Origin of the sequence: Aquaspirillum sp. LM1, assembly GCF_002002905.1 — a bacterium.
Taxonomy (GTDB): Bacteria; Pseudomonadota; Gammaproteobacteria; order Burkholderiales; family Aquaspirillaceae; genus Rivihabitans.
This window is the reverse complement of sequence record NZ_CP019509.1, coordinates 3,436,886-3,455,665: the sequence shown is the minus strand read 5'-3', so window position 1 is coordinate 3,455,665 and position 18,780 is coordinate 3,436,886. Positions and strand designations below refer to the sequence as shown.

At 57.7% G+C, this 18,780-nt stretch carries 12 protein-coding genes, 2 tRNA genes and 3 rRNA genes; 12 read left to right on the top strand and 5 right to left on the bottom strand.

Annotated elements, in window-relative coordinates; genetic code table 11:
- Nucleotides 1–10: 10 nt before the first annotated feature.
- Nucleotides 11–2,833, bottom strand: a complete 2,823-nt coding sequence (locus BXU06_RS14900) for an EAL domain-containing protein (protein WP_077301325.1) — start codon at nt 2,831–2,833, stop codon at nt 11–13.
- A gap of 436 nt (nt 2,834–3,269) precedes the next feature.
- Nucleotides 3,270–4,574: a D-amino acid dehydrogenase gene (locus tag BXU06_RS14895; protein WP_077301322.1), complete on the bottom strand. Its 1,305-nt coding sequence runs from the start codon at nt 4,572–4,574 to the stop codon at nt 3,270–3,272.
- Nucleotides 4,575–4,787: 213 nt separating this feature from the next.
- On the opposite strand from BXU06_RS14895, the gene BXU06_RS14890 reads away from it, so the two are divergent.
- From BXU06_RS14890 to BXU06_RS14875, 4 genes are all read left to right on the top strand, one after another.
- Complete coding sequence (locus BXU06_RS14890) at nt 4,788–5,276, top strand: winged helix-turn-helix transcriptional regulator (protein ID WP_077301319.1); 489 nt, start codon at nt 4,788–4,790, stop codon at nt 5,274–5,276.
- Nucleotides 5,273–6,448, top strand: coding sequence for an elongation factor P maturation arginine rhamnosyltransferase EarP (earP, locus tag BXU06_RS14885; protein ID WP_077301316.1), 1,176 nt, complete (start codon nt 5,273–5,275; stop codon nt 6,446–6,448). Before BXU06_RS14890 ends, earP begins: the two co-directional genes overlap by 4 nt.
- A 68-nt stretch (nt 6,449–6,516) precedes the next feature.
- On the top strand, nt 6,517–7,077 hold the full coding sequence (efp, locus tag BXU06_RS14880) for an elongation factor P (RefSeq protein WP_077301313.1): 561 nt from the start codon (nt 6,517–6,519) through the stop codon (nt 7,075–7,077).
- Between the two features lie 150 nt (nt 7,078–7,227).
- Nucleotides 7,228–7,605, top strand: a complete 378-nt coding sequence (locus BXU06_RS14875; protein ID WP_077301310.1) for an oxidoreductase — start codon at nt 7,228–7,230, stop codon at nt 7,603–7,605.
- 256 nt (nt 7,606–7,861) lie between these two features.
- On the opposite strand, the gene BXU06_RS14870 is transcribed toward BXU06_RS14875, so the two are convergent.
- The 3 genes from BXU06_RS14870 to BXU06_RS14860 all read right to left on the bottom strand — a co-directional run bounded on the left by BXU06_RS14870 (nt 7,862) and on the right by BXU06_RS14860 (nt 10,153).
- On the bottom strand, nt 7,862–8,203 hold the full coding sequence (locus BXU06_RS14870) for a carboxymuconolactone decarboxylase family protein (RefSeq protein ID WP_077301307.1): 342 nt from the start codon (nt 8,201–8,203) through the stop codon (nt 7,862–7,864).
- Between the two features lie 57 nt (nt 8,204–8,260).
- The gene (locus tag BXU06_RS14865; protein ID WP_253189480.1) at nt 8,261–8,548 is read right to left on the bottom strand and encodes a helix-turn-helix transcriptional regulator; all 288 of its coding nucleotides are present in this window, start codon (nt 8,546–8,548) and stop codon (nt 8,261–8,263) included.
- A gap of 150 nt (nt 8,549–8,698) precedes the next feature.
- The gene (locus BXU06_RS14860; RefSeq protein ID WP_077301304.1) at nt 8,699–10,153 is read right to left on the bottom strand and encodes a hypothetical protein; all 1,455 of its coding nucleotides are present in this window, start codon (nt 10,151–10,153) and stop codon (nt 8,699–8,701) included.
- A 271-nt stretch (nt 10,154–10,424) separates the two neighbouring features.
- Here BXU06_RS14860 and BXU06_RS14855 point away from each other — a divergent pair, with 271 nt between their 5' ends.
- The 8 genes from BXU06_RS14855 (at nt 10,425) to rrf (ending at nt 18,609) form a co-directional block, all read left to right on the top strand.
- A complete protein-coding gene (locus tag BXU06_RS14855) occupies nt 10,425–10,676 on the top strand; it encodes a YdcH family protein (protein ID WP_077301301.1) in 252 nt (83 codons plus the stop codon).
- A gap of 105 nt (nt 10,677–10,781) precedes the next feature.
- The gene (gene hslV / locus BXU06_RS14850) at nt 10,782–11,318 is read left to right on the top strand and encodes an ATP-dependent protease subunit HslV (RefSeq protein ID WP_077301298.1); all 537 of its coding nucleotides are present in this window, start codon (nt 10,782–10,784) and stop codon (nt 11,316–11,318) included.
- 119 nt (nt 11,319–11,437) lie between these two features.
- Entirely contained in the window at nt 11,438–12,754 is a 1,317-nt protein-coding gene (gene hslU / locus BXU06_RS14845) for an ATP-dependent protease ATPase subunit HslU (RefSeq protein ID WP_216352614.1), read from the top strand.
- Nucleotides 12,755–13,218: 464 nt separating this feature from the next.
- A 16S ribosomal RNA gene (locus BXU06_RS14840) occupies nt 13,219–14,756 on the top strand.
- Nucleotides 14,757–14,865: 109 nt separating this feature from the next.
- Nucleotides 14,866–14,942: transfer RNA gene (locus BXU06_RS14835), tRNA-Ile, on the top strand.
- A gap of 266 nt (nt 14,943–15,208) precedes the next feature.
- A tRNA-Ala gene (locus tag BXU06_RS14830) sits at nt 15,209–15,284 on the top strand.
- Between the two features lie 214 nt (nt 15,285–15,498).
- Nucleotides 15,499–18,386: ribosomal RNA gene (locus tag BXU06_RS14825) — 23S ribosomal RNA — on the top strand.
- A 109-nt stretch (nt 18,387–18,495) separates the two neighbouring features.
- Nucleotides 18,496–18,609: ribosomal RNA gene (gene rrf / locus BXU06_RS14820) — 5S ribosomal RNA — on the top strand.
- Together the 16S, 23S and 5S rRNA genes with 2 tRNA genes alongside form the textbook arrangement of a ribosomal RNA operon.
- Nucleotides 18,610–18,780: the final 171 nt, after the last annotated feature.

Below are 18,780 nucleotides of genomic sequence, written 5' to 3'. Positions count from 1 at the left end.
GCCACGGTCTTCACTGCTGTGTGGCAGGCGGCTGCCGGGCAGGTCGGAGTGGCGGGTCGTAAAAGGGTTGCGGGCGGGCAATGCCGTAACCTTGTGCATAGTTCACCCCGGTGCTGCGCAGCAGCTCCAGGGTGTCGCTGTCTTCCACGTATTCGGCAATGGTGTGCTTGCCCATGATGTTGGCAATGCGCTGGATCATTTCCACCATGGCGCGGTCAATCGGGTCGCGCACCATGTCCTTGACAAAGCTGCCGTCGATTTTCAGGTAGTTCACCGGCAGGTGCTTCAGGTAGGCAAACGACGACATGCCGGCACCAAAATCATCCAGGGCAAAATGGCAGCCCAGTGCGCGCAGTTCGCTGATCACATGGGCGGCGGTGGCCAGGTTGGCAATCGCGCTGGTTTCGGTGACTTCAAAGCACAGGGTGTGGGTGGGCACCGGGCTGTGGCGCAGGGTGTCGCGCAGGAAGTTGAGGAATTGCTCGTCGCCGATCGACGCGCCAGACAGATTGATGGCGCACATGCCCAGCGGAATGGCGTCTGGCAGGGCCTGGCGGGCAGCCAATGCACCCAGGGTGGCGCTGACCACCCAGCGGTCAATCAGCGGCATCAGGTTGTAGCGTTCGGCGGCAGGAATGAAGGCAATTGGCGGCACCAGATCGCCCTGTTCGTCGCGCAGGCGTAGCAGCACTTCAAAATGCTCGCCCACCGATTGGGCTCCCAGCGGCAGGATGGTCTGTGCATACAGGCAGAAGCGGTTGTCTTCCAGCGCGCGGTGAATGCGGTGCACCCATTCCATTTCGTCGTAGCGTACCGACACTTCGCTGTCCTGTGGCCGGTAGAACTGCACCCGGTTGCGGCCTTTTTCCTTGGCCATATAGCACGCCACGTCGGCAGCGCGCAGCACTTCGGCCAGGGTGGCCGGATGGTGGTCCAGATGCACCAGGCCAATGCTGACGCTGACCGAAAACAACTGGCCACCCCAGGTGAAGTTCAGCTCCAGCACCCGTCGGCGCAGCGTTTCGGCCACTTCTTCGGCGCGCGCCGGGCTGCAGCGCGGCAGCAGCACGCCAAACTCATCCCCGCCCAGCCGGGCCAGCAGGTCCTGGGGGTCCAGCTGCTGCTGCAGGATGGCGCTGGTCTGGCGCAGCAGGGCATCGCCCGCCGCATGGCCGCAGGTGTCGTTGACGGTTTTGAACTGGTCCAGGTCCAGGTACATCAGCGCGTAGGCATCCTGCTCGGCGGTGGCCAGCGCGGCCAGCAGCCGGCGTTCAAATTCGCGACGGTTATATAGCCCGGTCAGCATGTCGTGGCTGGCCTGCCAGGACAGGCTGGCCAGGTATTGCTGTTCGCGGGTCATGTCGTGCAGCACCAGCACTTGCCCCTGCAACTGACCGGCATGGCTGTGGATGGCGGTGTGGGTCATGTCCACCGCCACTTCATTGCCATCTGGCTGAATCAGCAGCAGGTTGCGCTGTGTCTGGCTGCCGATGCCGGGCGGCAGCGCTTGCTGGGCCAGGGTGTGCAGCGCAATCTCGCTATGCCGGCGCTGGGCTTCAATCAGGCGGAACAGGCTGGACAAAGGCTTGCCCCTGGCCAGAACCAGGCTGCAGTCCAGCAACTGCTCGGCGCTGGGGTTCATGTATTCCACATGGTCTTGTGCATCGGTGGTGATCACCGCCTCGCCAATGGCGGCCAGGGTGGCTTCGGCGCGTTCCTTTTCGGTGTACAGGTCGGCCTCGGCCTGCTTGCGGTCGGTGACATCGGTCAGCGAGCCAGACATCCGTTGCGGCGCACCTTCGGCATTGCGCAAGACCCGGCCACGCGCCCGGTACCAGCGGTAGTCGCCCGCGCGGGTGCGCAGACGGTATTCCACGTCGTAGTGGGCTTCATCAGCCAGATGGCGACGCAGGGCATCCAGTGCCCGGTCGCGATCTTCCGGGTGCAGCCGGGCGGTCAGGGTGGCAAAGTCCACGCTGGGGTCGTCGGCGCTGAAGCCAAGCAGCTCTTTGTAACGCGGCGAAAAATACACCGCTCCTGTGCGCATGTCCCAGTCCCAGATGCCGTCATTGCTGCCTTGCACTGCCAGTTTGAAGCGTTCTTCGCTTTGCCTGAGCGCCAGCGCGTAGTTTTCACTCTGTGCCAGCAGCTTGCTGGTGCGCCACAAGGCCAGCCCGACCAGGGTGATGCCGGCAAACAGATGGGTGAGCAGCAGGATGTTTTCCACCCGGCGGGCCAGGTCGCTGAGCGAACGGGAAAATGCCTTGGTCAGCGGGGTGATCTGGTCGTTGACCCGGTAGATGTGCTGGCGCAAGGCGTGCTGCTTGGCCGGGGTCAGGCTGCTGTTGCGGTAGCCATCGTTCAGGCGCAGCGCCACCACGGCCAGTTCGTCCATCAGCCGGTCGCCCTCCTGCCATAGCCGGGTGATGTGGGTAATGTCGTCATCATTGCGGAACTCGACAAACAGCCAGATCAGGCTGTCGATGTCGTGCGGGGCGTTGCCGCCGGCCAGAAAGCCATCCCGCGCTTGTTCACGGTTGGGGGTGGCCTGGTCCAGCGCTTCCCGTGCCTGGCGGTCGCCGTTGGTGATAGCCAGGGCGCTCTGGTAGCGCTGGAAATCGGCAATGTCGCCGCCGTCGGCGTAGCGGTACAGCGCATGAATGGCGTCTTTTTGCGCTTTGGACCACAGGCTTTCCCCGCCAACGTAGGCGCGCACGGCAGACAGGATGTTCAGGCTGAACACGCCAAGGGCCACTTGCAGAATGACGGTCAGGACAAAAGGCCAGACCAGCTTGAGCAGGCGGTGATGTGAGTAAAACCAGGTCAGTTTCATGCCATTTCCTTACCTGTAGGGTGCGCCGCCTGCAAGGCGACGCACCAACCCCCCGCACCACTGCCAAGCACAGGCCAAGCTGGGGCTGTCAGTCTGCCGCAGGGCCGGTATCACGGCACAATCGGACCAAAATCGCCATGACTTTTCAGTGGGCTGGCGCAGGGTGCGGTTTGGCATGCTGGTAGCAGGCGGGTCAGGCTGTGGATCGGTTCAACTGAAAAGCATAATGTGTCGTTGTCATTGCTGTATAGGTATAGCGCTGATCGTGGCCAAGTCAACCACAGGAATGATTCAATTGTTGTATTTATACGACATTTTGCCGGACAAAAAACGGCCCCGCGTCAGGCGGGGCCGGGGAAAAGGATCTGCTGGGGGCAGAACCGAGGGAAGCGGTAGAGCGGGTCTGGGGCGCGCAGATGAGGCGGGAAGTCCCCGATCAAGACAGGCGCGGGGTCAGTTGCGCCGGACGGGCCGGTTGGCGGGCCGGCTGGCCGTAGCGGGCAATCGACAGGCCTTCGGTGCTGATATCCGGCGTGCGCTGGGTCACCAGGTCGGCGAGCAATTTGCCCGAGCCGGCGCTCATGGTCCAGCCCAGGGTGCCGTGGCCGGTGTTCAGCGACAGGTTGGTAAAGCGCGTGCCGCCAATGACGGGTGTGCCGTCCGGGGTCATCGGGCGCAGGCCGGTCCAGAATTCTGCCGCCGGGATATTGCCGCCATCGGGGAACAGATCGCCCACCACCATTTCCAGCGTGGCGCGGCGTTGCGGGTTGAGCGACAGATCAAACCCGGCCAGCTCGGCCATGCCGCCCACGCGAATGCGGTTGTCAAAGCGGGTGATTGCCACTTTGTAGGTTTCATCCATCACCGTGGACACCGGCGCGGCGTCGGCGTGGGTAATCGGCACGGTCAGCGAATAGCCCTTGACCGGGTAAACCGGGATATCAATGGCCAGGGTTTTCAGCAGCGCACGCGAGTAGCTGCCCAGGGCCAGCACATAGTGGTCGGCCTGCAGGGTTTCGCCACCGCAGCGCACGCCGGCAATCCGGTCGCCATCAGTCAGCAGGGCATCAATCGGGGTGTTCCAGCGGAACTGCACGCCCAGCCCGGCAGCGAGTTTGGCCAATTGTTCGGTAAACAGCTGGCAGTCGCCGGTTTCGTCGTTGGGCAGCTGCAGCGCGCCCACCAGCTTGTCCTGCACGCGGGCCAGTGCCGGTTCGGTGGCGACAATCTCGGCCCGGTTCATCACCTTGAACGGCACGCCGCATTCCTTCAGCACGGCAATGTCCTTGGCCATGGCATCCAGCTGGGCCTGGGTGCGGAACACCTGCAGCGTGCCTTGCTGGCGGCCTTCGTAGGCAATGCCGGTATCGGCGCGCAATGCCTTGATGCAGTCGCGGCTGTACTCGGCCAGGCGCATCATGCGCGCCTTGTTCACCGCGTAGCTTTTTTCGTTGCAGTTGGACAGCATCTTGGCCACCCATTGCCACTGGTACAGACTGCCGTCCATGCGGATGGCCAGCGGGGCATGTTTCTGGAACAGCCACTTCAGCGCTTTCAGCGGAATGCCAGGCGCGGCCCAGGGGGCAGAATAGCCGGGAGAAATTTGCCCGGCATTGGCAAAGCTGGTTTCCAGCGCCGGGCCGGCCTGACGTTCGATCACCGTCACTTCGCAGCCCGCTTTGGCCAGATAGTAGGCGCTGGCCACACCGATTACACCACCACCCAGAATCACGACTTTCATGGGGACATCCTCCGTCTATGCAGCGCTGGCTTGGGTTGCGGGGCGGGCACTGGTCTGGTGCGTTGCCGGGCACTGCGGAAATCAGGTCAAGTAAAAGGCGCTTGAAGCGCCAGTGATTTGCGTTAGTATAGGAAGCAATGGCCGGTGAATTTCACCAAAGAATCGAGAAGGCCAGTGAAGGCAATGTGTGTTTTTTGAAAAAAGCAGGGAAACATGAGAACCCGTTATCAGGGCTTTAAAGAGCTCGACCGCATCGACCGGCGCATCCTGGATATTTTGCAAAGTGATGGCCGGATTTCCATGACTGACCTGGCCGAACGGGTGGGCTTGTCGGCCACCCCGTGCACCGAACGGGTGCGCCGGCTGGAAAAAGCCGGGGTGATCCAGGGTTATTACGCCCGGCTTGATCCCAAGGCGATGGACTTGCCACTGCTGGTGTTTGTCGAGATCAAGCTGTCGACCAAATCCGGCGAGATTTTTGAAGCCTTCCGCCGCGAAGTGCTGACCCTGCCGCATGTGCTCGATTGCCATCTGGTGTCTGGCGACTTTGATTATCTGATCAAGGCCAGAATTCCCGACATGTCCCTGTATCGGCAATTGCTTGGTGATATTCTGCTGAAACTGCCCTGCGCCAACGAATCGCGCAGCTATGTGGTGATGGAAGAAGTGAAGGAAACCCTGGAACTGCCGGTGAGCCTATGAAACCGATTGCCTGCATTGACCCTGCCCACCGTCCGGACTGGGATATTTTTTGCACCGTGGTGGATAACTTCGGTGATATCGGCGTGTGCTGGCGTCTGGCCCGGCAACTGCAGCACGAAGCCGGTCATGCGGTGCGGCTGTGGGTGGACGATCTGGCCAGCTTTGCCGCCTTGTGCCCGGCAGTGGACCGCACGCTGGCACAGCAGACGGTGCAAGGGGTGCAGGTGCGCCACTGGCCGGCTGACTGGAGCACGCTGGAAGAGGTGATCCCTGCGCGGCGGGTGGTAGAGGCATTTGCCTGCAATCTGCCTGATGCCTTTGTCCAGGCCATGGCCGCCAGCGATGCGGCACCGGCGTGGATCAACCTGGAGTACCTCAGCGCCGAGCGCTGGGTGGGTGACTGTCACGGCATGCCATCGCCCCACCCCAGCTTGCCTTTGCGCAAGTATTTTTTCTTTCCCGGCTTTCGCGACAATACCGGCGGCGTGCTGGGCGAGGCCGATCTCTCTGCCCGGCGTGATGCGCTCCAGCACGACCCCGCCCGCCGTCAGGCGGCCTGGGCCGCGCTGGGGCTGACACCGCCGCCAGACGGCACGCTATGTGTTTCGCTGTTTTGCTATGGTGGCGAGCGGGTGGGCGACTGGCTGACAGCGCTGGCCGACCAGGGCCAGCCGGTGCGCGTGGTGGTGCCGGAAGGGCTGGGCGCGACAGAGGCGGCGCATTGGTGCGGGCAATGGCCATCGCCTGGCTGGCAGGGGCAGCGCGGCTGTGTCAGTGTGGTGAGTGTGCCGTTCATGGCCCAGGAGCAGTACGACAGCCTGTTGTGGCTGTGCGACATCAATCTGGTGCGTGGCGAGGATTCGTTTGTGCGCGCCCAGTGGGCGGCGCTGCCGTTTGTCTGGCATATCTACCCGCAGGATGATTCGGCCCATCTGGACAAGCTGCGGGCGTTTCTCTCCCTTTATCAGGCCGAACTGCCTGCCGAAGCAGCGGCGGCGCTGACCGATTTCTGGCTGGCGTGGAATCACGGCGTGGGCATCGAGCCGGCCTGGCGGGGCTTGATGGCACAGCGTTTGGCCCTGGCCCGCCATGCCCGTGGCTGGGCTGCGCAGCTGGCCCGACGCGGCGGGCTGGCAGCCAATCTGGCGCGTTTTTGCGAAAGTCTTTTATAATCACGCGTTTTCGCTAATCAGCAGCCCGACGCGGGCTGCTTACTTCAGAACTGCAAACAGGATATTTGATGAAAACCGCTCAGGAACTCCGCGCTGGTAACGTGTTCATGCTGGACGGCCAGCCGATGGTCGTGCAAAAGACCGAGTACAACAAGTCCGGTCGTAACGCCGCCGTGGTGAAGATGAAAATGAAGAGCCTGCTGTCGGGCTCGGCCAGCGAAGCTGTGTACAAGGCTGACGAAAAGTTTGACGTGGTGGTGCTGGACCGCAAGGAATGCACCTACTCTTACTTTGCTGACCCGATGTATGTGTTCATGGACACCGAGTTCAACCAGTACGAAGTTGAAGCCGACAATATGTCTGACGTGCTGAACTATCTGGAAGACGGCATGGAAGATCAGTGCGAAGTCACCTTCTACGATGGCAAGGCCATTTCTGTTGAACTGCCGACCACCATCGTGCGTGAAGTGATCTACACCGAGCCGGCTGTGCGCGGCGATACCTCGGGCAAGGTGATGAAGCCGGGCCGCCTGAAAAATGGCCACGAACTGCCGGTGGCCGCCTTTATCGATATCGGCGACAAGATCGAAATCGACACCCGCACCGGTGAGTTCAAGAAGCGCGCCTGATGTTGGCCCGCTGAACCCGGTCAACCCTGCTGCGGCAGGGTTTTTTCATGCCTGATACGCAAGCGGGGTGGCCGTAAGAATTGATAAATATCAACATCTTGTCGGGTATTTTCCATTATGCTTCGTAGATTAATTTTGGGAGCACCTATTATGGATCACATCCGGATTGGCATTATCGGCGCTGGCGAAACCGGAACGCCACTGCTGGCCCGCTTGTTTGAGGCACCTTTTGTGCAGGTGGTGGGCGTGGCCGATCTCGACCTGTCGCAACCAGGCATCTCGCTGGCCCGTGGCCATGGCGTGATGGTCACCTCGGATTTCATGGATCTGGCCCGACTGGGCGACGGCGTGGACATCCTGATTGATGTCACCGGCGTGCCGGTGGTGCGCGAAAGTCTGCGCCGCCATATGCAGGATACCGGCAACGAACATACGCTGATTATGCATGAACGGATTGCCATCCTGCTGATGTCGCTGTTTGCTGGCCGCCTGGTGCAGGGCAAGCACGACGATCTGGAATACCATTAAGTAAGCGCCGCAACCCCCTTCCTGGCATTGTTGTGCTGTCTTTCGGCAGCACACCTGACCAGGACCCGCCAAGCTGGGGCGGCGCTAAGGACGCGCTGATTGATTCAGCAAAATCGTTTTTGCCAAAAGCAAAATCCAGCAAAATCAAATCCCTGGATTCCCGCCTTCGCGGGAATGACGATTTTTTCAGCGTATCTCTAAGCCATGCCGGGTGCGTCATCCCTACGGGGCGACGCACCTGCCCGTGCTTGGCGGATCAGGCTGCCGTCATCTGGTCGTAAGCCTGCATGGCATGGGCGGCGTACATCAGCGACGGCCCACCGCCCATATACACCGCCATCCCCAGTGTTTCTTCAATTTCCGCCTTGCTGGCACCCAGCTTCAGCAGTGCCTGCATATGAAAGCCGATGCAGCCATCACAGCGCACGGCCACGCCAATCGCCAGGGCAATCAGTTCCTTGGTTTTCTTGTCCAGTGCACCATCCTGGGTAGCGGCATGCGCCAGCGCACCAAAGCCCTTCATCACTTCGGGAATGTCCTGACGCAGGCCGGCCATGCTGCTGCTGATGCCCTGGGTGAGTTCGCGGTAGTTCGGCATGGTTATTTCCTTTGTTTAAAACTAAATTAGAAAAATACGAAATAAAAAGCAAAAAATTTACGCCTTGTCTGGGCAGAAGGCGGTTTGCAACACGCGTAGCACGTCCACCGCTGCCGAAGGTGCCAGCGAATAGTGAATGGTCTGGGCGGTTTTGCGTGCGCTAATCAATCCTTCACTGCGCAGCACGGCCAGGTGCTGGGAAAACGCTGACTGCGACAGTTCGGAGCGCTGCCACAATTCACCTGCGGTACGCTCACCTTCCAGCAGATGGCACAAAATCATCAGCCGCTCTTCATGTGCCAAGGCTTTCAGAAACTGGGCCGCCGCGTGGGCATGAGGGCGCATCTCTGTGCTCAGCATATTTTCCATTTTTCTAATTTAGTCCTTTGCGAAATAAAGCGCAAGTCCGGCAAACCGGGCATGCAGCACAATATTCCCCTCTTGCCTGCTGCGATGGGGCCGGGTGTCGCTGGCCAAGGCAAGAGGTGTCGCCGGTTAGTGTAAGCGATCCTGGTAGGTGTCGCATGCAATCCCATGAATCTGCAAAATAGCTTCCAGTTCAGCCAGCGCAGCTTCGCGGTTGGGGGCAATATCTGGTGTCATCAGCCAGGCAAAGCTGGTTTCCACTGTGTCGTTGTCCTGTTCGTCCACCCCTTGTAGCTTGAGCTGAAAGGCACCCTGGGCTGGCATCAGTTCGATATGGGCGTGGACATTGGCCAGGCCAATGCGTTTGTCCAGCAGGGTGGAGGTAAACGCCAGCCGCTGCTGGTTGGAGGCGCGGGTGCCGGTGGTCAGGCTGCGCCACAACGGTTCCGGCATAAAGAGCGTGGCTTCGGCGTAGTCGATATATTCGCCCAGCGCCGCTTCAATCACCGGCATCAGCGCGTCCAGCACGGGTTTAGGCTCGGTCAGCAGGGTGGTGTCCAGCGAGTCATGCTCGACGGCAAACACAATCCAGTTCAGCGTCATGCGTGGCACAAAGCGCTGCTTGCCTTCCTGGTAGGCACTGCGCATTGCGGTAATGTCGCCGGGAATATAGGCTTCGCCGGCATCCAGCATGCCGGCCAGTTGGCTGAGCACCTGGCAGCCGGAGGCGTACAGCATGTCCGGGGTAAACAGGGTGGGCGAGACATGCAGACCCTTGCCATACGGAATGCCCAGGGTTTTTTGCAGCACCAGCTCCAGCTCGGCCAGACGCGGAAAGAACCAGCAGTCGCCAGCGTGATTGGTGTTGTACAGCAGCGGCATTGCCCACAGTTCATAAGGGATGAATGACCCATCCGGTCGGGCCACTTCTGGCTGGGCAATCAGCGCCCTGGCGGTGTCAATCAGGCGTTCGCGTGCAGCGGGGGCATCATGCAGGGCAAACAGCGCTTCGGCCAGCACTCTGGGGTCGCCGGCGTGCAGCGCGGTGTGGGTGTGGGCAATCAGCTGCGGTGCCCGTTCCTGGGTGTCCAGCGCATCGCGTGCGGCACGCGCCAGTTCGGCCACGGCTTGCAGGCGGGCGTTGTCTTCCAGTTGTACCGGATCTAGCTGGCGTGGGCGACGGCCATATTCGTTCAGCTCGGGCGGATTTTTCTTGTAGGCTTCGTCAATGGCCCAGTACGCCGCCACGGCCTCATCGCAGATTTTTTGCAGCTTGCCTGCGGTGGGTTCGCTGTCGCCTTCGCCGAGAAACACAAAATCGGTCATTGCCAGCCCGTCGTTGCAGGTGTAGTAGCTGACGTTCTCTTCCGGATCAAACAGCATGGCGCTGGCAAAGCCTTCGGCGTCGGCACCGTCAAACGGAATGGCGCGATGCATCAGCCGGCAGACAAAGCTGGGTTGCTCGGTATGCACCAGATATTCGTACTCTTCGATACCATGCTGATCGATGGCATCACCAAAAATAAAGCGGTTGGGCAGAAAGGGATCTCCCTTTAGCCGCGAACGGGGTGACAACGGTTTCATGGTCTGCAATCACGGGCGCTCTGCCGGATGGGCAGGGGGCAATGAAAAGGATTCAGGACGCGCATCCGGGGATGTGCCATCCTGGCTTGGCCGACTGAATTATACGCATGCCGCCGGGCGAGCGTCGTTAGCGATCGTGTCAGGCAGGGTGGCTGAAGTTGGCCCGGTTGGGGCCGGCATTCCCGGCTGGGTTGATCCATGTCAAACGTGACCGACATCCGTCTGTTTAAGCTGGACTCAGTTGCACACAACAATACAGGAGGAGTCCCGCATGCATATTGATCATCACCCGCTGGTTGCCGAGTTTCCCACTTTCAAGCATGTGATTCATTCACTCAAGCAGAGCGACGCGCACTTTGCCCGCCTGTTCCAGGCTTATGAAGTCGCCGACAAGGCGGTGGTCCGGGTGGAAAATGGCTCGGAAGTGATGTCCGACCTCGCGCTGGAAGATCTGAAAAAGCAACGGCTGTCGCTGAAGGACCAGCTCTACCAAATGATGCAGGCCGCAGACTTTGCTGTCTGAGGCAGGATGGTCGGGCATCTTGTAATCTGCCTGAGTGTCTGCATATCCTCAAAGCTGCCGGCGTTGTGCTGGCAGCTTTTTGTTTTTCTCCAAAGGCGCTGTGCCATGCAACAATTTGATGGAACCACCATCCTCTCGGTGCGCCGGGGTCAACAAGTCGCCCTGGGGGGCGATGGTCAGGTGACTCTGGGCAATATTGTCATCAAATCGACCGCGCGCAAGGTGCGCCGTCTCCATAACGACCAGGTGCTGGCCGGCTTTGCCGGCGGCACTGCCGATGCCTTCACCCTGATTGAGCGGTTTGAAGCCAAGCTGCAAAAATACCAGGGCAATCTGCTGATTTCCGCCATCGAACTGGCCAAGGACTGGCGCAGCGACCGTGCCCTGCGCCGGCTGGAAGCCATGCTGGCGGTGGCTGACCGTGAACGCACGCTGGTGATTACCGGCAATGGCGACGTGCTCGAACCTGAATATGGCATTGCTGCAATTGGCTCTGGTGGCGCGTTTGCCCAGTCGGCGGCGCGTGCCTTATATGAGAACACCGAACTGGCCCCGGCAGATATCGTCAAGAAGGCGCTGACCATCGCTGGCGATATCTGTATCTATACTAATCAGAATCACGTCATCGAAACTTTGGGCTAAGTGTGGTGCTCAGGTAAGGTGTGTCGGGGGGCTCTGCTTGCCGGGTGGCGGGCATGAGTGTTCCGGCCTTAGCCTGCCGTTGCCACACCCAGCCAGGATCTGAACCCATGTCCGAACAAATGACCCCCCAGGAAATTGTCCACGAGCTGGACAAACATATTATTGGTCAGGCTGCTGCCAAGCGCGCCGTGGCCATTGCCCTGCGCAACCGCTGGCGTCGCCAGCAGGTGGCCGAGCCGCTGAAAACCGAAATTACCCCGAAGAACATCCTGATGATCGGCCCGACCGGGGTGGGCAAAACCGAAATCGCCCGCCGCCTGGCCCGTTTGGCCAACGCACCCTTCATTAAAGTGGAAGCCACCAAATTTACCGAAGTGGGCTATGTGGGGCGTGACGTGGACAGCATTATTCGCGACCTGGCCGAGGTGGCGGTCAAGCAGGCACGCGAAGACGCCATCCGCAAAAACCGCCATCGCGCCGAAGACGCTGCCGAAGAACGGATTCTGGATGCCCTGTTGCCGGCAGCCCGCCCGGTTGCGGGTTTTGCCCAGGAGCCGGCGGCCGAGCACAGCGACACCCGGCAGAAGTTTCGCAAGATGCTGCGCGAGGGCAAGCTGGACGACAAGGACATCGAGATCGACGTGGCCCAGACCAGCGCCCATGTGGAAATGATTGCTCCGCCGGGGATGGAAGAACTCACCCAGCAGATTCAGGGCATGTTTGCCAATCTGGGCAACAGCCAGAAAAAATCGCGCAAGATGAAAATTGCCGAGGCGCTCAAGCTGATTACTGACGAAGAGGCGGCCAAGTTCGTCAACGAAGACGACACCAAGCAGGATGCGCTGCGCAATGTCGAGCAGAACGGCATCGTCTTTATTGATGAAATCGACAAGGTGACCGCACGCGGCGAAACTTCCGGCTCGGATGTTTCGCGTGCAGGCGTGCAGCGCGACCTGCTGCCGCTGGTGGAAGGCACCACCGTATCGACCAAGTTCGGCATGGTCAAAACCGACCATATCCTCTTTATTGCCTCCGGGGCCTTCCATCTGTCCAAACCGTCAGACCTGGTGCCCGAACTGCAAGGCCGTTTTCCGATCCGGGTTGAGCTGTCGGCGCTGTCGGTGGACGACTTTGTGGAAATCCTCACCAACACCGATGCCTGCCTGACCCGTCAGTACCAGGCGCTGTTGGCCACCGAAGGCACCGAGCTGGTGTTTACCGATACCGGCATTCGCCGCATGGCCGAGATTGCCTGGCAGGTTAACGAGAAGATGGAAAACATCGGTGCCCGTCGTTTGCACACGGTGATGGAGAAGCTGCTGGAAGAGCTGTCGTTTGCCGCCCGCAGCGAGCAAGTGGAGATCGACGCTGACTATGTGGACAGCAAACTGGCGCAATTGGCCCAGCGTGAAGACCTGGCGCGCTACGTTTTGTAGCCTGATTGGTTGGATGACTCAGTAAAAAACGCCCGATCGGGCGTTTTTTACTGAGTGCGTGACAAAAATCCAACGTTTCAGCCGTGGTGTGAAGCCGGCGTGACAGCGATTTTGCGAGGGTGTGAAACTTTTTTGCGATTTTTTGCAAAAAGTTTTCCGTGTGATTTCAGCGGTTTATCGTGTTTTTCACGGTTTTGCGCAAAAAAGTGTGTTTTGGGGTGTTGACGGTTTTCCAGGTGGTGCGTATAGTTCGCCTCTCTGCTGCTGACGCAGAAAACGAAACGAAGCGAAACAAACCGCTGACGTTACCGGTTTCTGGGTTGGAAAGCAACTGCTCTTTAACAGAATGACAACCGATAAGTGTAGGCGCTTGTTCCGAGGAACAAGAGCTTGCACAAGAATGATCAAAGAATCGTTAGATTCTCTGAGAGTTTGCGTCAAGCGAAGTAATATTTGCAGAGATTGAACTGAAGAGTTTGATCCTGGCTCAGATTGAACGCTGGCGGCATGCTTTACACATGCAAGTCGAACGGCAGCACGGGTGCTTGCACCTGGTGGCGAGTGGCGAACGGGTGAGTAATGCATCGGAACGTACCTATCAGTGGGGGATAACACATCGAAAGATGTGCTAATACCGCATATTATCCGAGGATGAAAGCGGGGGACCTTAGGGCCTCGCGCTGATAGAGCGGCCGATGTCGGATTAGCTAGTTGGTGAGGTAAAGGCTCACCAAGGCGACGATCCGTAGCGGGTCTGAGAGGATGATCCGCCACACTGGGACTGAGACACGGCCCAGACTCCTACGGGAGGCAGCAGTGGGGAATTTTGGACAATGGGCGAAAGCCTGATCCAGCCATGCCGCGTGAGTGAAGAAGGCCTTCGGGTTGTAAAGCTCTTTTGTCCGGGAGGAAATCCTGACCCCTAATACGGGTCGGGGATGACAGTACTGGAAGAATAAGCACCGGCTAACTACGTGCCAGCAGCCGCGGTAATACGTAGGGTGCAAGCGTTAATCGGAATTACTGGGCGTAAAGCGTGCGCAGGCGGTTTTGTAAGCCAGATGTGAAATCCCCGAGCTTAACTTGGGAACTGCGTTTGGAACTGCAAGACTAGAGTGTGTCAGAGGGGGGTAGAATTCCACGTGTAGCAGTGAAATGCGTAGAGATGTGGAGGAATACCGATGGCGAAGGCAGCCCCCTGGGATAACACTGACGCTCATGCACGAAAGCGTGGGGAGCAAACAGGATTAGATACCCTGGTAGTCCACGCCCTAAACGATGTCTACTAGTTGTCGGGAGAGGAATCTCTTGGTAACGCAGCTAACGCGTGAAGTAGACCGCCTGGGGAGTACGGTCGCAAGATTAAAACTCAAAGGAATTGACGGGGGCCCGCACAAGCGGTGGATGATGTGGATTAATTCGATGCAACGCGAAAAACCTTACCTGGTCTTGACATGTAGCGAATCCTGCAGAGACGCAGGAGTGCCCGAAAGGGAACGCTAACACAGGTGCTGCATGGCTGTCGTCAGCTCGTGTCGTGAGATGTTGGGTTAAGTCCCGCAACGAGCGCAACCCTTGCCATTAGTTGCCATCATTAAGTTGGGCACTTTAATGGGACTGCCGGTGACAAACCGGAGGAAGGTGGGGATGACGTCAAGTCCTCATGGCCCTTATGACCAGGGCTTCACACGTCATACAATGGTCGGTACAGAGGGTTGCCAAGCCGCGAGGTGGAGCTAATCTCATAAAACCGATCGTAGTCCGGATCGCAGTCTGCAACTCGACTGCGTGAAGTCGGAATCGCTAGTAATCGCGGATCAGCATGTCGCGGTGAATACGTTCCCGGGCCTTGTACACACCGCCCGTCACACCATGGGAGTGGGGGATACCAGAAGTGGGTAGGCTAACCGCAAGGAGGCCGCTTACCACGGTATGCTTCATGACTGGGGTGAAGTCGTAACAAGGTAGCCGTAGGGGAACCTGCGGCTGGATCACCTCCTTTCTAGAGAAACCTCTGGAATAAGCGTCTACAACTTATCGGTTGTCGAAAAAAGTGCAGTGAGAGGAATCGGGGAGTGTCCCTGAACAAACTCCGGTTCCGAACGGAACATGGGTTTGTAGCTCAGCTGGTTAGAGCACCGTCTTGATAAGGCGGGGGTCGTTGGTTCGAGTCCAACCAGACCCACCAGATTGTCCATGACTGCGTTGCGAAACGACTCGTGTACTTGTTGTACACGTCGCCGTTCCGACGCCTTGTCCTGAACAATCTGGTGCTGATAGAAATCGCGTTTATTTGCGCGATCAATATCAGTGTGATAAAGTTCTCTGTTCCACCGATTCAAAGCTTAATTGGGTCGTCGGAACAAAAACGATAAAGCTTTCAGGCAAGGCGAGAGGAAGCGACGTGTACTCATGTACACGAGCGACCGAACAACGCAGCATGAAAGGTTTAGCGGGGGATTAGCTCAGCTGGGAGAGCATCTGCTTTGCAAGCAGAGGGTCGTCGGTTCGATCCCGTCATCCTCCACCACCCTCACACAAGCGCTCAAAAGAGAAGGCGAAACCTTGTCTTTTGCGTGTTTAACGCACTGATCTTTAACAAAACGGAAGAGTAACGACACAAATCAATGCCAGATTGATGGGTCAAACCATCAGTCAGGAAAAGAAATGGGTCAGATTGTATCGCGATCACGCTGGGAAGCGTGGTCGTAAAAGCAAACACCTGTAAGTCTCTCGACTTATAGGATCAAGCGAATAAGTGCATCTGGTGGATGCCTTGGCGATGATAGGCGACGAAGGACGTGCAAGCCTGCGAAAAGCTACGGGGAGCTGGCAATGAAGCTTTGATCCGTAGATGTCCGAATGGGGAAACCCACTCAGCAATGAGTACTCCCACCTGAACACATAGGGTGGGTAGAGCGAACCGGGAGAACTGAAACATCTAAGTACCCCGAGGAAAAGAAATCAACCGAGATTCCGTAAGTAGTGGCGAGCGAACACGGATCAGCCTGCATGTGATAGCGGTAGTGTTAGGAGAAGAACCTGGAAAGGTTGGCCATAGTGGGTGATAGCCCCGTATCCGAAAACACAACCGTGGTACTAAGCATGCGACAAGTAAGGCGGGACACGTGAAATCCTGTCCGAAGATGGGGGGACCATCCTCCAAGGCTAAATACTCATCATCGACCGATAGTGAACCAGTACCGTGAGGGAAAGGCGAAAAGAACCCCGGAAGGGGAGTGAAATAGATCCTGAAACCGGATGCATACAAACAGTGGGAGCGGACTTGTTCCGTGACTGCGTACCTTTTGTATAATGGGTCAGCGACTTACGTTCAGTAGCAAGCTTAACCGAATAGGGGAGGCGTAGGGAAACCGAGTCCGAATAGGGCGTTCAGTTGCTGGGCGTAGACCCGAAACCAAGTGATCTATCCATGGCCAGGTTGAAGGTGCGGTAACACGCACTGGAGGACCGAACCCACTAATGTTGCAAAATTAGGGGATGAGCTGTGGATAGGGGTGAAAGGCTAAACAAACTTGGAAATAGCTGGTTCTCTCCGAAAACTATTTAGGTAGTGCCTCAGGTATTACTGACGGGGGTAGAGCACTGTTATGGCTAGGGGGTCATCGCGACTTACCAACCCATGGCAAACTCCGAATACCGTCAAGTACGAGCCTGGGAGACAGACATCGGGTGCTAACGTCCGGTGTCAAGAGGGAAACAACCCAGACCGCCAGCTAAGGTCCCAAATGACATGCTAAGTGGTAAACGAAGTGGGAAGGCCTAGACAGCCAGGATGTTGGCTTAGAAGCAGCCATCATTTAAAGAAAGCGTAATAGCTCACTGGTCGAGTCGTCCTGCGCGGAAGATGTAACGGGGCTCAAGCATGTAACCGAAGCTGCGGATATGTACTCTGTACATATGGTAGGAGAGCGTTCTGTAGGCCTGCGAAGGTGGCTTGTAAAGGCTGCTGGAGGTATCAGAAGTGCGAATGCTGACATGAGTAGCGATAATGCGGGTGAAAGTCCCGCACGCCGAAAACCCAAGGTTTCCTACGCAACGTTCATCGGCGTAGGGTGAGTCGGCCCCTAAGGCGAGGCAGAAATGCGTAGTCGATGGGAAACAGGTTAAAATTCCTGTACCGATTGTGAGTGCGATGGGGGGACGGAGAAGGGTAGCTCAGCCAACTGTTGGAATAGTTGGTTCAAGCGTGTAGGCAGGTCCATCAGGCAAATCCGGTGGGCCAATGCTGAGGCGTGATAACGAGGTGCTACGGCACTGAAGTGAGTAATCCCATGCTTCCAGGAAAAGCCTCTAAGCTTCAGCTCACAATTGACCGTACCGCAAACCGACACAGGTGGGTAGGATGAGAATTCTAAGGCGCTTGAGAGAACTCGGGTTAAGGAACTCGGCAAATTGACACCGTAACTTCGGGAGAAGGTGTGCCCCGGTAGGGTGAAGGACCTCGCGTCCGGAGCTCGATGGGGTTGCAGTGAAAAGGTGGCTGCGACTGTTTAATAAAAACACAGCACTGTGCCAACACGAAAGTGGACGTATACGGTGTGACGCCTGCCCGGTGCTGGAAGATTAAATGATGGGGTGCAAGCTCTTGACTGAAGTCCCAGTAAACGGCGGCCGTAACTATAACGGTCCTAAGGTAGCGAAATTCCTTGTCGGGTAAGTTCCGACCCGCACGAATGGCGTAACGATGGCCACACTGTCTCAACCCGAGACTCAGCGAAGTTGAAATGTTTGTGAAGATGCAATCTCCCCGCTGCTAGACGGAAAGACCCCGTGAACCTTTACTGTAGCTTTGCATTGGACTTTGAACAGACTTGTGTAGGATAGGTGGGAGGCTTTGAAGCAGAGACGCCAGTTTCTGTGGAGCCGCCCTTGAAATACCACCCTGGTGTGTTTGAGGTTCTAACCTTGGTCCGTCATCCGGATCGGGGACCGTGCATGGTAGGCAGTTTGACTGGGGCGGTCTCCTCCCAAAGTGTAACGGAGGAGTTCGAAGGTTACCTAGGTACGGTCGGACATCGTACTGATAGTGCAATGGCAAAAGGTAGCTTAACTGCGAGACCCACAAGTCGAGCAGGTGCGAAAGCAGGACATAGTGATCCGGTGGTTCTGAATGGAAGGGCCATCGCTCAACGGATAAAAGGTACTCCGGGGATAACAGGCTGATTCCGCCCAAGAGTTCATATCGACGGCGGAGTTTGGCACCTCGATGTCGGCTCATCACATCCTGGGGCTGTAGCCGGTCCCAAGGGTATGGCTGTTCGCCATTTAAAGTGGTACGTGAGCTGGGTTTAAAACGTCGTGAGACAGTTTGGTCCCTATCTGCAGTGGGCGTTGGAAGTTTGAAGGGGGCTGCTCCTAGTACGAGAGGACCGGAGTGGACGAACCTCTGGTGTACCGGTTATGACGCCAGTCGTATCGCCGGGTAGCTAAGTTCGGAAGAGATAAGCGCTGAAAGCATCTAAGCGCGAAACTTGCCTTAAGATGAGACTTCCCTGGCACCTAGAGTGCCCTGAAGGGTCGTTCGAGACCAGGACGTTGATAGGTTGGGTGTGGAAGTGCAGTAATGCATTAAGCTAACCAATACTAATTGCCCGTGCGGCTTGATCCTATAAGCCGCGATGCTTCAGGTGTTTTAGATGTGATCTGATCCAGTTGATGACTGAAGTTACTCTTCCCGTTTTGGTGTGTTGCAGCAATGCAGCGCACGACAGCTTATGCCTGGTGTCCATAGCAAGTGGGTCCCACTCCTTCCCATCCCGAACAGGACAGTGAAACCGCTTCGCGCCAATGATAGTGCGGATTACCCGTGTGAAAGTAGGTCAACGCCAGGCTCCCATTCAAACCCCCTGTACCAACGGTACAGGGGGTTTTGTCTTTTTAGCGTCAATTTTTTGCGCAGCCATTGTGCCTCGCTATCCGGGAAGAATGCGCTGTTTGAGCGCATCAATGTGGGGAAATCTGGCTGAATTCTGGGCTGAACAGGGGTAAATCCGGTGTTTGTG